Genomic DNA, 13428 nt, shown 5'->3' on the forward strand with positions numbered 1-13428 from the left:
GGTCCAATGCTGAACTGGTCAGCTCGCCCAGCGCGTAGAAGCCGAAGATTATCGCCAGTCCGCGGTAGAACTCCATTGGCTTTCACTCAGATTCCTATAAACCTTCTCTTCAGCTCATCAAGGGAGACCCTTTGATACATGGGCAATATGGGATCGACCTGGTCAAACTGGAATATTATGTTGCCCCGGGGGATGTACCGTTCTACGTCCCTCTTTAGGGCCTCTGTCTCATCTCTCATATCTTCTATATCTGTTAGATCTAGGAACCTGGTCACAAAGAACTCTTCGCCCTCATACTCCACAGCCACCCATATGTCCCCGTCAAGGTATCTAGGCTTCCCTGTGTATTTAATTTTGGTGTCCTTTCCATCTACGACGAGAATCTTTGTATCAAGTAGTTCGGGTCGTATCTTTCTTGCAGGGATTTTGAATTTTTCAAGGAGTGAATGGACGAGAGTGTTGGGTATATGGGAAACTGTGCCCACCACCTCGGCGTCAATAGCAAGGGGGTTTGCAGCTTTTATAAAGTACTTCTCTACAGTCTTCTCATAGTACTCCTTGTCCACCAGAAGAAGAGCTGAGTTACGAACTATGCATTGATAGAGTCCAAGCGCCATCCATGGTGATTCGTCCATGGGGATTCTCCATACCATCTGACCGGCTGTAAACGCCAGGTATGCGTCCACTACTGTTTTTAGGGACTCGTAGTCTTCTTTTGGGATGTGTCTGCGGTACTCCCTGTGAAGATCCATCTTTAGTTTGGGAGGTCCGAGCATCATGGGGACATACGGGGATATGGTTCCAGCTATCCGTATCCTTTCTCCGGGCTTAACTTTTGTACCCCAGAACTCCTTTATCTTATGAACTTCAATAACTTCCTGTGAGGGCACATGGTTGGAGGGTGTTTTATGTTCTATCTTCTGTTCAATCACTGCAGTTGCAAGGGTTCCGAAAGCACTTTCAACGAGGGCGCCTATTACCAAATCTATCATTTAACCCCCTCTCAGAGTTATGTGAGAACATTATTATAAAAGTTTATCATTGCGTTTTCTTGGTGATAAAATGTTCCTCAGGAACTACCGCTTTTCCCCGGGTTACGGGCCGGAATGGGGCAGCGGCGGAATCTTTGGGCTGAGATACCACAACGGGACGCTCTACTTCACCCTCGCCTTCGAGGCACAGGCCTATTTCATCGACGTGAAATCGGATGAAGAGAAAACCTATGACTTCACGCTCGTTGGGGAGGCACCTACGAGCGGCGGCGACACATACAACGCCGTTGAAACCGTCGACGAGTTTATCTACTTCGGCGGCTGGGTTCACGCTCCAGCCGTTTACAGGGAAGAAGACCGGAGGATACTCTTCACCAACAAGTACTCCCACGTTCACGTCTACGACACTGAAGAAGGCTCAGTAAAGCTCCTCTGGAGGGACTCCATCCACCACGCGACGGAGTGGGCCGGCGAGGTGAGCGAGATAATCTACGACCCCTACGGCGACCGCCTTTTGCTCGCGAGGGAGGACGGCCACGCGAACCTCGGCGTTTATTCCCTCGACAGGAGAACCGGGAAGGCCGATACCTTAATCCATGAGCCGTCTCCAAAGGGAACCCTCGTGCACGACACCGCCTTCTTCGGAATCGGGAACAACTTCACGGAAGGGCTGAGGGAGTTTAGGGCCTTGGACTTCATAAGCGGAAGGTGGGAGGCATTCAAACCGGGGGAAAGCGTCGATGGAAAGCCCTACATCCGGCCAGAGCTGGGGGCGATGGCCTCGGCCTACAATAGGGCGTTCGCCTTCGTCCGCGGCGGAATCTTCGCAGGAAACCCATTCATGGGCGAGGAGTTTAGCTTTTACCGCCTCTTCGACTTCAACACATTCTACGCGCCCTTCCGGGTGAACGCGGTCAACGTTGGAGGCGGTATTCTAACGGCCTTCAACGCGCATCACGACGCGGTTTACAGGCCGGATTCCAATGAGTTTGGGATGCAGTGGGCCACGACCAACACCATCGTTGGCCCGAGCCTTCTCGTTTACATCGCTCCCCCGATGGTCAAGATTGTTGGAACCTTCGGCGCAAGGGTTACAAGCATCGAGAAGATGAACGGAAAGCTTCTCATCGCCGCCAACAGCGCACCCAACACCGGCGCGACCGAGGCGACGCCCTTCGACACGGGCAACAGGGACTTGGTGGTTCTTGACGAGAGGATAATCCAGGAGAGACCTCCCTCGGTGAGCTTCTCCATCCCCCTCGCCCTTCAGGGAACGAGAACCTTCGGGGGAATCCCTCTCGACGGCTACCGCGAGCCGAGGCTGATCCTGAAGCTCTCCGAGGACAACAGGCTGACCGTTTACGAGTACGACCTCTCACTGCCAGCTACCGGGGCGGAGTCAGAAGTCTTCGAACTCGATAAGGGAAAGAATGTGATTGACCTGAGTACCTTCGGTGGGATAGTGAGCTTCGAACTATTGAAGAAGGACTTCAAAGGAAAGGTGAAAATAGATCTGAGATAACCCCCAGACATTTAGGCATTACAACTCCTCGATGAACCTCCTAGCATCGGAGGGATTGTTTAGATTTATCCCCCTAATCCCCCACATCCTTGCAATGAACCAGAGTTCCCGGATGTAGTCCCCCGGAACAGCCGAAAGATGATTCGCACCCATGACGTTCAGAAAGGTTTCTTTGTCTAGGGGATTCTTGATAGCCGTGTGGGGCCATTGCTTACCCCATAGTAGCTTTTCTTCTATTTTCTCGTCGATTTCAACTCCCTCTCCGAGGAAATAGAGGAGGTAATACCTCCCGTCTCTCCGTATTAATCTCACGAATGTGAAGGTTGCTGAGGGTGTGCGGTATGTGAGTGCGGCCCCGCTTTTTCCCTGGCACTGCCCCTGGAGCGTCGTTCCCCCGAGGTTCTCCTCGGGGTCTTCGCTTAATCTAGCATAATAGAGAGAAGATGCCCCGCAGTTTGCTATTATGACCACGTCGTCGTCGAGGTACTTTATGTCCCCAAAGAGAGGAGGTTTGTGACTCAGGAAGTAGAGGATTGAGGAGCTGATTGTGCCCTTAATATCCCCCTCACAGGTTGCAGGTATTACCCCCTTTTCTCCCTCTGCATCAACTGGGAAGGGGAAAAGCGCAGGGATTAAGCAGGCTGTGGTTCCATAGACCTCACTCAACTCGGGCTGACACTTTATTGATACCCCGGCAACGTTTTTGTCGGTTAACTCCTTTGATGCCAAGTAAAGCCGTATTTGGCGCTTTAGACTCTCGGGTGTCAGCATCCTTCCATCAAATTTAACCTCCGTTTTTGATAGCAACCATTCGTAGAATTCATCCACCCTCTTCGCATCGATTTCTCCGGCCTTTTTCACGATGAGGTACTGATCAACCATCAGAAAATCTTCCACCATACGTTTGAGCCCTGGGATATCGTCCATAAGGTGCTCCATTCCTAACGTGTAGGGGGATCCGAAGATAAGGAGGGGGTGGGTTGAGAGCTCTCTAACGGCTTCAGCGGCTCTAGCCCAACTCAGAAGAGAAGAGGTGTCCCCTTTTAGCCTAAAGTGCCGGAGAGTGTGCTCGTGTATGGAGCTCTCCCATAGAGAGGCCCCCACGGATGTTATGCAAGTGGAACCCGCCCATGCAGGGTCGTCATCTGCGTAGAGGAGCAGCGGGACCTTTGATTCCCTTGCAAAGGCCGTTACGAGATTGCTCTCGGTCCAGTGCCAGAGTCCAATAATGGCTCCCGCAACATCCTTCGAGGCAACCATCCTTGCAGCCCTGACGCTTTCCTCTTTTGAGTCTATCCCAAAGTTTCTGCCGTCCTTGAGGGAAGAGTATTTTCCGAGCTCCGAATTCAGATCGATCACGCCAAAACCACGGTTTCTCAGGAATGACACGAGAGTCTCGTGCTTTTCTTTCATTGCACTCTCCCTTTCTGATGAAAGAGATGTTGGTCGGGGATCTGTGAAAGTTACAACGGCCAGCATGTTTTCACCTCAGAACAGGGCTTCTCCGTGTTCATTGAAGAGGTGGGCCCTCCTGATGTTCACCACTAACCCGACCTCTGAACCTTCTTCCACCCGGGATTCCGGCGGAAGGGAGGCCGTGAGGGAATATCCTCCCAGGGACATGTGGACGATTTTCTCGTTTCCGAGGTTTTCCAAAATGTCCACACGGCCCCTTATCGTGTTCTCCTCATCGTGTACGGGGGAGATGTCCGCATCGTATATGTCCTCCGGCCTTATTCCGAGGGTTAATGTTTTTCCCGTGTAGCCACTGGCGAGTTCCAGCTGTCCTGCGGTCAGTCTCAGATGGAAGTCTCCAAAGTCCATTCTACCGTCTTCAAGAAGGGTCCCCTCAAGGAAGTTCATTGGTGGTGTACCAATGAATCCGGCAACAAAGGTGTTTGATGGCCTGTTGTAAACTTCTTCTGGCGTACCAACCTGCTGGAGCTGTCCTTTGTTTATCACCGCGATCCTGTCCCCCATCGTCATTGCCTCTACCTGGTCGTGGGTAACGTATATCGTGGTAACCCCCAGATGCCTCTGGAGCTTTTTGAGCTCCGCCCTCATCTTTACCCTGAGTTTTGCATCGAGATTGCTGAGCGGCTCGTCCATCAAGAACACCTTTGGTTTTCTTATAATAGCCCTTCCAAGTGCCACTCGCTGTCTCTGACCCCCGCTCAGCTCCCGGGGCTTTCTCCTGAGGAGTTCCATAAGTCCGAGTAGTTCGGCCACTTCCTTAACACGCTGATCTATCTCCTTTTTAGGGACTTTCCTGAGCTTTAGAGGGAATGCCATGTTATCGTAGACCGTCATGTGGGGATAAAGGGCATAACTTTGGAAAACCATTGCTATGTCCCTCTCCTTTGGCGGAACAAAGACACCTTTTTCAGAATCGGCGACGAGATCTTCCCCTATGTAGACCCTTCCCCTCGTGGGTTCCTCAAGACCCGCTATCATTCTGAGCGTGGTGGTCTTTCCGCACCCGCTCGGACCGAGGAGTATCATGAACTCCCCATCTCTCACTTCGAGGTTCATCTCCCTTACGGCAACTACTCCCTCAAACTCCTTCCAAACTCCAACGAGACGGACACCGGCCATCTTCAACACCTCACTCAAGTATGAGACGTATTTTCGTGCTCTCATACTCTTCCAACACGGCGAACATTCCTCCAACCTTCACAACACTTCCATCGATTTTGAGATCAAAATTGTCTATTCCCTCCTCCAGGACGACGCTATAACCCACCACCTGACCTGCCAGAGTCTCAATCTCTCCAGTTGACAAGTTCCGTCCCACTATTTCCGCGTATATCTTTTGGCGTGGCAGATACCTCCGTATCAAGTCAACGGCATGGAAGGTCGTGAAAAACCTGACGTCGTGCTTTTTGTTGACGTCTTCAATGAGAAGCTCTGATTCCTGAAAAGCCTCTCGAACAAATGCATACTGAGCAAAAATAATCTCAGGATACGTTGCTTTAAAGCTCGGAGGATTCCTCGGCCTCAGCCCTATGTTCTGTATGTCAATAACCTCCTTTCCATCGAACATCCCTATGAAATGGTTCAGCCTGTGAAACCTCCTTATGAACAGGTTTCCCTTTCCCCTAATCCCATTTAACGGGGCTTCTCCACCGGTGTATATTGACAGCGTAACACCCCTCTTAAGGGCGTTTTCTAGGTCCTCCTTAATTTCTTCTAGAAATTTCTCGGGTGCCACTAGTATTATCTCGTATTCGCTGCTCTCTATGGACTCACGTACCATCTCGATGGCCTCGTTTATATCTGTCGTTCTCCAGATAGCTGGTTTTTCCTGCCCTTTGCGCTTGGATTTTGAGAGTTCCTCTTCAAACAACTTTCTGAGGTCGTCTATGTCGCTCTTCAACCTCATAAATGCTATCGATGGCGAGAACGCTGCGTAAACACGTGGGCTTCCTTCCACCTCGGTAACGAAACCACGTGCCTTGAGGGAGGTCACGGTATCGTAAACCCTGTTGTAGGGTATTCCACTTTCCTCAGATATTTTCCTGGCAGTGCTTGGACCGTTTACGAGGAGAGTCCAGTATGTGAGAACCTCGTACTTCGTGAACCCGAGTCCCATCATGGCGTTCATAATTTTATCACTTGGCTCCATTGACACACACCCTCTAATTGGTTAGTTCTCCTTCCTAAATACATTGCCCACACTCCTTCGCTATGTGTTTACTTTTAGTAAATAATATGACCACAGTATATATAAAAATTTCCTTTTTTCCAGGCCCATAATTGGATATTGAAGTTTTTTCATGGCTATTAATCCTCGACTTTTGACTGAATCCAAAAACTATATATATACTTAAAGTAAATCAACTGTGAATACAACTTGAGGTGTGTGCGTATGGGAAAGAAACCCCTGAGCATTGCCATGGTTTTTGTTCTTGTACTCGCCGTTGTTGCGGCGGGGTGCATTTCGGGAGGAGGAACCTCCACAACCCAAACAAGCACATCCAGCTCCGGACAGGCAACCACGACCAGTCAGACAACCACCACATCCCAGAAGCCTGTTGAAGTAGTTATTTACGGACAGTGGGGTGGGGTGGAGGGCCAGAACTTTGAGAGCGCTCTCAAGGTGTACGAGCAGGAGCACCCAAACGTCAAGATAAAGTATGTTGTGCAGTCAAAACTTAGAGATTCCGTTCTCACAGAACTCGCAACAGGCTCGCCATCCTTTGATATCGCAATTCTGCCGTGGCCGGCCCTTATAAAGGAACTTGGCCAGAAAGGACAGCTTGAACCCATGAATAACGTTGTTAACGCTTACAACGGAGAGATTCAAAAGGACCTCCTCAACATGGTCACCGTTGGAAACACATACTATGCAGTTCCAATTAAAGCCTGGGCCAAGCCAGGGATATGGTACAACGTCCACGACTTTGAGAAGTACAACTTGGAGCCACCCAAGACCCTAGACCAGCTCAAACAGGATTGTAAAATTTTCAAGGAAAACGGGATACAGCCCATGGCCAGTGGTGCCGCCGACAAGTGGCCACTTTCCGACATCTTTGAAGCGGTTCTTATTAGGGTTGGTGGACCCCAGCTCCACAACGACCTCATGCTTCACAAGGTCAAGTGGACAGACCCGCGCGTTCTTGAGGCTTTCAAGATACTCCGCGACCTCATAAAGGAGGGCTGCTACGGCAATCCCCAGACTGCTATAGGTGAGAAGTGGGAGGCGCAGGTCCCGAGGCTCGCCAACGGCCAGGTAGCCATGTACTTCATGGGGAACTGGATTGTCCTCATGCTTGAGAAGGAAGGAGCCAAACCCGGAACTGACTTTGGACTAATACCGTTCCCGGTCATAAACCAGAGCGCCAAGTTCGCCATTGTCGCCGGTGGAGACTGGGTCGTCATTCCGAAGAACGCTCCCCACAAAGAGGCGGCTATGGAGCTGGCAAAGTGGCTAGCCGGACCTCAGTACCAGGGGATCATGGTGAAGAAGAAGGGCTACCTCGCCCCGAACCTTAAGGTTCCCCTTAGTGCTTATGACCCAACGGACGCCAAGGTCGTTGAGTGGATGAAGGAGTACGGCATTGTGCCGGACCTTGACGACAATGCACCGCCAGGATTCCAGCCCATAATCTGGAACAAGCTCTTCGAGTTCTGGGCCAACCCGGACAACTACAAGCAGATAGCTGAACAGCTCGAACAATACGCGGAGCAGTACTACAAGTCATGAGGTGTTTGAGGATGGGCGGAAGAAGATGGCTGACGAAGGATTTCTTTATTCTAATGATGCCCGCCTTCATTCTTCTTTTAATTTTCATAATCTATCCCCTGTTCAACACGTTCTATCTCGGCTTCACCCACTGGGATGGAATGACCGCCCCCAAGTTCGCGGGGATTGCAAACTACAAGGAAATGATTCACGACCCTCTCTTCTGGACATCGATTAAGAACAACCTGTTCATATTCGTGGTATTCCTACCCTTGGTTACTCTCATCGGCCTTGGTTTCGCAGTCCTGCTCCACAACAAGGAGGTGTTCGGAAGGAACGTTCTCCGCGGTCTTGTAATGCTCGGTATGGTAATGCCCATGACGGTGGTCGGTATAGTCTGGATGCTTCTCCTGGACCCGCACGCGGGAATCGTGAACAGAATCCTTGAAATATTCGGCGTTCCCCCGAGGGCTTGGATACAGGACCCCTCCACGGCAATATACTTCGTAATAATAGGCTCCCTGTGGGCGTGGCAGGGGTTTGCAACTACGGTTTTTCTAGCAGGGCTGGAGGGGCTTGATACTGAAGTGCTCGAGGCAGCATGGATTGACGGTGCGAATGCCTGGCAGAGGTTCAGATACATCCTCCTGCCCCTCCTAAAGCCTGCCCTGATAGTTGTTGTTACCATGAGCGCCATCTACATCCTCAAGGTCTTCGATCTAATCTACGTCCTCTCCGGCGGAGAGTCAGTTCCAATGTACCTGTTCGTGCTTGCGTACATGGTCTACTACGAGATATTCTACAACTTCCGGTGGGGATATGCAGCGGCCATAGCAACCCTGCTAACCGTTTCGGTGTTCGTGTTCTCCCTAGGAATGCTGAAAAAGATGATAGGCGAAAGGGGTGTTGAGAGTGGTTAAAGTTAGCACCAAGTACAAGATTTCGATAAACTTGGTGGCGTGGATAATAGGAGTGGTACTCTTCATTCCACTCCTGGCCCTTGTCATGACCTCAGTAAGACCCTTTGCTGAGATAGTCAACGGGTGGTGGAACCTTCACAACGCCCACTTCACGCTCATAAATTACAGGCAGGTCTGGGATGCGGGTTTCTGGAGGTATATCCTCAACTCTCTCCTCATAGCGACCTTCGCAACTATCCTGCCAATTCTCATAGCGGGCATGGCTGCCTACGGATTCACTTCTTTCAGCTTTCCCATAAAGACGCTCCTCTTCCTGACGCTCGTTGCAATTCAGGTTGTGCCACAGCAGGCGGTTATAGTCCCCCTCCTCAAGCTCTTCAGGGACCTGCACATGTACAACCAGTACTACGGTATAATCCTTGTCCACTCAACGTTTGCACTTCCTTGGACAATCTTCTTCCTGCGGAACTTCTTTAAGGCTATTCCAAAGGATTACGAGGAAGCTGCAAAGATAGACGGTCTGAGCGACGTGGGGATATACTTCAGGATAATACTCCCCATAGCCCTCCCCGCGGTTATAAGCGTGGCCGTCGTCCAGTTCATCTTCGTCTGGCAGGACCTGTTCTTTGCACTAACACTGCTCCGCCCCGATAAATGGCCGGTCTCAGCGGGGGTTACAACCTTCATAAGTCGCTACAACCCCAACTGGGGACAGCTAACAGCCGCAGGAACCCTCTCGATAGTAGTCCCGATACTCGTCTACGTGCTGCTCCAGAAGTATTACATGAGGGGTGTCGCGGGAGGAATCAAGGGCTGAGCCCTTCAAATATTTTTGGAGGGATGGAAGTTGGAATTCACCTTGGGTGTCAACTACTGGCCGAGAAGGAAGGCCATGTTCTGGTGGAGGGACTTCAGCGAGGAAGAAGTTCTGGAGGAGTTCACACAAATACGAGATCTTGGACTTAAACTCATCAGGATTTTCCTCCTCTGGGAGGACTTTCAGCCCCACCCGGATGTCATAAACGATGCAGTCCTCTCTAACCTGGGTACGGTACTGGACTTAGCCCGTGAGCTGGACCTTCTGGTCATTCCAACGTTCTTTATCGGGCACATGAGCGGATTAAACTGGCTTCCAAAATGGCTCCTTTCAAAAAGGCCTCATGAGAGGTTCCTGACATTTTCGGATGGTAGGATTGTGGATGTGGGAGCCGTAAACATATATGAGGATCCCAAGGCACTCGAAGCCGAGGAGTTGCTCTTACAGACCGTTGGAAGGGAATTCTCTTCACATCCTGCAATTCACAGCTGGGACATCTCAAATGAACTTGACAACGTCTTTATCCCCCGAAGTCCAGCCGTTGCATCTGAATGGCTTGCATTTGTTTACAAAACCCTGAAATCCGTTTCAAAGAAACCGGTTACTTTCGGGATACACCAAGAGGACATAGAGGGGGACAAAAACTTTCACGTGCCGGACGTTGCAAGGTGGAATGACTACCTGTGCATGCACGCCTATTCGGTTTACACGGACTTCACCGATCCTCTGGACCCATATTTTATCCCCTTCACATCTCTGCTAACGCGAGAGATGGGTGGGAAGGACGTTCTCATGGAGGAGTTCGGAATGCCGACCACTCCAGGGAAGACTAGGAGAATGCCCTCTGCGACGGGAAAGAAGATCATGCTCCATTATTTAATAAACGAAGAAGAGGCGGCCTCCTGGCTGGAGAAAACTCTAAGGCTCACAGCCGCTGTGGGTAGCCTGGGAGCAGTATACTGGAACTTCTCCGATTATCACAAAAGCCTCTGGGGGAGACCCCCCTTTGACAGAGCCATCCACGAGAGATTCTTTGGTCTTTTCAGGGGGGATGGGAGCCCCAAACCGGCAGCCGAATTAATGAAAAAGATTAAAGAGGAACTGGAGTCTGTTGATAAAATCGATGTGAGACTTGAAATTCCAGGGCAATACTACCGTAATCCCAAAGAAAACTTGAAGATGCTGTACTTCCAGTTCCGGGAGATGGTGGGTGATGTAAAATGATGGTGTGTCTTGGAGAGGTTTTAATCGACATGATAGCGCTTGAGGACAAACCGCTGGCCATGGTGCGGAAGTTTGAGAGACATCCTGGAGGAGCCCCCGCAAACGTTGCAGTGGGCCTCTCCAGGTTGGGCGTTGAGAGCGGGCTCGTGAGCAAGGTTGGAGATGACCCCTTCGGGGATTTTTTAATAAGTTCCCTTGAAAGAGAAGGCGTTAAGCCGATGATTGAAAGGGATGGGAAATTTCACACGGGTGTAGTGTTTGTACAGCTCATAGGCACAAAGCCTGAGTTTATTCTGTATGACGGAGTTGCATATTTTAACCTGCGGGAGGAGGATATACCCTTAAACATTCTTTTGGACTCCGAACTGGTTCACTTCGGAACGGTCATGTTCGCACGCGAACCCTCAAGAAGCACGGTTTTCAAAACCCTAAAGACCCTGCGGGGGAAGGTCCCTCTTAGTTACGACGTTAATATAAGACTCGATCTCTGGAGGGGAAGGGAGGAGGAAATGCTTGAGGACATAGAAGGGGGCCTGAAGCTGGCCACAATAGTCAAAATGGGATGGGAGGAGTACACCTACCTCCGCAAAAAAGGTGTTGAGGTGGAAACCTTTGAACCTTCGGTTCTTGCGGTCACACTCGGTTCAAGGGGAGCTGTTATAATCTCCGGGAGGACTCGAGTCGAAGTTCCCGCCCCCAAGGTTAATGCGGTTGACACTACCGGGGCGGGAGATGCTTTCATGGCGGCTTTTTTGGCCGGTCTTCATCATTCCGGAGCCATGGAACGACTTGAGGAATTGGATGGCGAACTGCTGAGGAGAATCGGGAAGTTTGCAAACACAGTAGCCGCAATCTCAGTAACTAGGAGAGGTGCATGGAGCGTTCCCTTCCTCAGAGAGTTGATGGAATCAACTGAGTTTAAAGAACTTAAAGGAGGCCATTGAGATGTTCCTCCGTAACTGGAGCTTTCCCGGCAGGTATTCTCCCGAATGGGGTAGCGGTGGAGTCTTTGGGCTTAAATATCATGAAGGAGTCCTGTACTACACCCTCGCTTTTGAGGCAGAGGCCCATTTCCTCGATATTAAAGGGGGAGAGGAGAGAATGTACAATTTTGGCATGCTGGGCCCCCCTCCAAGGAGTGGTGGTGACACTTACAACGCAGTTGAGACCGTGGATGAATTCCTGTACTTCGGTGGATGGGTTCATGCGCCTGCAAGATATAACCGGGGCCGTGTGAGTTTTGTGGATAAGTACTCTCACGTTCACGTTTATGACGTTAAGGAAGACACTATGAAACTTCTCTGGAAGGATTCGATTCATTCTGAGACGCGCTGGGCGGGCGAAATAGGGGATATACTCTACGACCCTCTAAACGACAGACTTCTACTGGCCCGAGAGGACGGGCACGAGCACTTGGGCGTTTATTCCCTTGACAGGAGAAAGGGGGAGACTACGGAGCTTCTGGATGAACCTTCTCCCAAAGGCACAATACTACACGACATGGCCCTTTTCGGCATTGGAAGCAACTTTTCGTGGGGTGTGAAGAAGTTCGGGGTTCTATCCCTCGAGAGTGGAGAATGGGAGTTTATAAAACCCGGCCCGAGCGTGGATGGGGGCAACGTGGTTAGGCCGGAGCTCGGTTCAATGGCCACCTCCCACAACAGGTTTTTTGCTTTCGTGAGGGGCGGGGTCTTTGTGGGAAGCCCTTTCCTCCGGGAAGAGCCCGTTTTTTACCGTCTCTTTGATTTCCCAACGTTCTATGCGCCCTTCAGGGTTAACTCTCTGAACGTTGGGGGCGGGATTCTCACCGCCTACAACTCCTATCATGATGTCTCCTTCGGGGGGAGAAGGTGGGGGGAGTTCACCCATCTCGTCGCCGGTCCCACAGTACTGGTTTATATAGCTCCCTCCGTAGTCAGGATCGTGGGCGCACTTGGTGCGAGGGTAACTAGCATTGAAAAGATCGGGGGTAATTTGCTGCTCGGTGCCAACAACTCTCCTAACACTGGAGAGACCTCCGCCACCCCCTTTGATACGGGAGTAAGGGACATCATGCTGATAGATGAAAAGACCATATGGGGCCCACCGCCATCCGTGGCCTTCTCACTGCCCCTGGACTCCATAAAGCTTAAGGGAGATGGTCTCTTCGGCGGATTTCCCCTCGATGGGTACAAGGATCCAAGGGCAGTTTTCTATGTAAACCGGGACACAAAACTGACGGTTTACGAATACGACATCTCCCTACCCAGCCTTCCTGCAGAGAAAGAAGTTTTCACTCTGAAGCGTGGGAAGAACATGGTGGACCTGTCATCTTTCTCGGGAATAGTTAGTTTTGAGCTTGAAAAGGTGGTCGGAGGAAAAGTTAGGATAGAACTCCGTTAAGAGCCGCCCTGACCAAGGACGTTGTTCCAGGAGTAGCTTGACTCTATGAGCTCTGCCACCGTGAGTTTCTTCTCCCCTTTTATCTCCGGCTCTAACTCCCCAAGGGCCTTCAGTAGTTCCTCCCTCGAGAGAACGTCCTCATCGAAGATCACAAAGCCGTTCTTGGCATAGCCGTTGAGGAATATCCTCCATACTCCAAGCTCCTTCTCAAGCTCGTACTGCTTTATAGTGGCCTTCTCCCAGTTGATGTTCCCGAACTTCAGGTCGAGCCTCACGAGTTCCTTATCTGGCTTGACGCTCATTCCCACCACCTCATGCCTTCGTCTTTATCGTTCCGAAGTAGTCCTCGATGTCGATGTAGGTCTTCCTGTAAAGCTCGCTGTTCT

12 protein-coding genes are annotated in these 13428 nt (G+C 50.9%); 7 read left to right on the plus strand and 5 right to left on the minus strand.

Annotation, left to right across the window (positions count from 1 at the left end; translation table 11 throughout):
* Positions 1-86 precede the first annotated feature (86 nt).
* Positions 87-992: a hypothetical protein gene (locus tag MVG27_RS00580; protein WP_297555832.1), complete on the minus strand. Its 906-nt coding sequence runs from the start codon at positions 990-992 to the stop codon at positions 87-89.
* 70 nt (positions 993-1062) lie between these two features.
* Here MVG27_RS00580 and MVG27_RS00585 point away from each other — a divergent pair, with 70 nt between their 5' ends.
* A complete protein-coding gene (locus MVG27_RS00585; protein ID WP_297555834.1) occupies positions 1063-2514 on the plus strand; it encodes a DUF2139 domain-containing protein in 1452 nt (483 codons plus the stop codon).
* A gap of 18 nt (positions 2515-2532) precedes the next feature.
* Here MVG27_RS00585 and MVG27_RS00590 read toward each other — a convergent pair whose 3' ends face one another.
* The 3 genes from MVG27_RS00590 to MVG27_RS00600 are packed head-to-tail and all read right to left on the minus strand — an operon-like array spanning position 2533 to position 6139.
* Complete coding sequence (locus tag MVG27_RS00590) at positions 2533-3993, minus strand: L-fucose/L-arabinose isomerase family protein (protein WP_297555836.1); 1461 nt, start codon at positions 3991-3993, stop codon at positions 2533-2535.
* Positions 3994-4002: 9 nt separating this feature from the next.
* Positions 4003-5109, minus strand: a complete 1107-nt coding sequence (locus tag MVG27_RS00595) for an ABC transporter ATP-binding protein (protein ID WP_297555840.1) — start codon at positions 5107-5109, stop codon at positions 4003-4005.
* Between the two features lie 10 nt (positions 5110-5119).
* Positions 5120-6139 (minus strand): TrmB family transcriptional regulator sugar-binding domain-containing protein, encoded by a 1020-nt coding sequence (locus MVG27_RS00600; protein ID WP_297555842.1) that lies wholly within the window; start codon positions 6137-6139, stop codon positions 5120-5122.
* A gap of 243 nt (positions 6140-6382) precedes the next feature.
* On the opposite strand from MVG27_RS00600, the gene MVG27_RS00605 reads away from it, so the two are divergent.
* The 6 genes from MVG27_RS00605 to MVG27_RS00630 are packed head-to-tail and all read left to right on the plus strand — an operon-like array spanning position 6383 to position 13042.
* Positions 6383-7720 (plus strand): extracellular solute-binding protein, encoded by a 1338-nt coding sequence (locus MVG27_RS00605; protein WP_297555844.1) that lies wholly within the window; start codon positions 6383-6385, stop codon positions 7718-7720.
* An 11-nt stretch (positions 7721-7731) separates the two neighbouring features.
* A complete protein-coding gene (locus MVG27_RS00610; RefSeq protein ID WP_297555848.1) occupies positions 7732-8619 on the plus strand; it encodes a sugar ABC transporter permease in 888 nt (295 codons plus the stop codon).
* Positions 8612-9436 carry a carbohydrate ABC transporter permease gene (locus MVG27_RS00615; protein WP_297555849.1) on the plus strand — a complete coding sequence of 275 codons (825 nt, stop codon included), beginning with the start codon at positions 8612-8614 and terminating at the stop codon, positions 9434-9436. The genes MVG27_RS00610 and MVG27_RS00615 overlap by 8 nt, the downstream gene beginning before the upstream one ends.
* Positions 9437-9451: 15 nt before the next feature.
* Complete coding sequence (locus tag MVG27_RS00620) at positions 9452-10660, plus strand: beta-galactosidase (protein ID WP_297555851.1); 1209 nt, start codon at positions 9452-9454, stop codon at positions 10658-10660.
* 29 nt (positions 10661-10689) lie between these two features.
* Positions 10690-11604 carry a carbohydrate kinase gene (locus MVG27_RS00625; protein ID WP_366078637.1) on the plus strand — a complete coding sequence of 305 codons (915 nt, stop codon included), beginning with the start codon at positions 10690-10692 and terminating at the stop codon, positions 11602-11604.
* Position 11605: 1 nt separating this feature from the next.
* Positions 11606-13042 carry a DUF2139 domain-containing protein gene (locus MVG27_RS00630; protein ID WP_297555855.1) on the plus strand — a complete coding sequence of 479 codons (1437 nt, stop codon included), beginning with the start codon at positions 11606-11608 and terminating at the stop codon, positions 13040-13042.
* On the opposite strand, the gene MVG27_RS00635 is transcribed toward MVG27_RS00630, so the two are convergent.
* Entirely contained in the window at positions 13039-13344 is a 306-nt protein-coding gene (locus MVG27_RS00635; protein ID WP_297555857.1) for a DUF3213 domain-containing protein, read from the minus strand. The genes MVG27_RS00630 and MVG27_RS00635 overlap by 4 nt on opposite strands.
* Positions 13345-13428 lie beyond the last annotated feature (84 nt).

This window comes from Thermococcus sp. (assembly GCF_027011145.1).
In the GTDB taxonomy this organism is placed as follows: Archaea; Methanobacteriota_B; Thermococci; order Thermococcales; family Thermococcaceae; genus Thermococcus.

What these genes read in the sequence shown, in the direction of transcription:
- MVG27_RS00625 (WP_366078637.1), top strand. Translation starts at nt 10,690, where the DNA reads ATGATAGCGCTTGAGGACAAACCGCTGGCCATGGTGCGGAAGTTTGAG.
- MVG27_RS00610 (WP_297555848.1), top strand. Translation starts at nt 7,732, where the DNA reads ATGGGCGGAAGAAGATGGCTGACGAAGGATTTCTTTATTCTAATGATG.
- MVG27_RS00600 (WP_297555842.1), bottom strand. Translation starts at nt 6,139, where the DNA reads ATGGAGCCAAGTGATAAAATTATGAACGCCATGATGGGACTCGGGTTC.
- MVG27_RS00590 (WP_297555836.1), bottom strand. Translation starts at nt 3,993, where the DNA reads ATGCTGGCCGTTGTAACTTTCACAGATCCCCGACCAACATCTCTTTCA.
- MVG27_RS00630 (WP_297555855.1), top strand. Translation starts at nt 11,606, where the DNA reads ATGTTCCTCCGTAACTGGAGCTTTCCCGGCAGGTATTCTCCCGAATGG.
- MVG27_RS00635 (WP_297555857.1), bottom strand. Translation starts at nt 13,344, where the DNA reads ATGAGCGTCAAGCCAGATAAGGAACTCGTGAGGCTCGACCTGAAGTTC.
- MVG27_RS00585 (WP_297555834.1), top strand. Translation starts at nt 1,063, where the DNA reads ATGTTCCTCAGGAACTACCGCTTTTCCCCGGGTTACGGGCCGGAATGG.
- MVG27_RS00605 (WP_297555844.1), top strand. Translation starts at nt 6,383, where the DNA reads ATGGGAAAGAAACCCCTGAGCATTGCCATGGTTTTTGTTCTTGTACTC.
- MVG27_RS00595 (WP_297555840.1), bottom strand. Translation starts at nt 5,109, where the DNA reads ATGGCCGGTGTCCGTCTCGTTGGAGTTTGGAAGGAGTTTGAGGGAGTA.
- MVG27_RS00580 (WP_297555832.1), bottom strand. Translation starts at nt 992, where the DNA reads ATGATAGATTTGGTAATAGGCGCCCTCGTTGAAAGTGCTTTCGGAACC.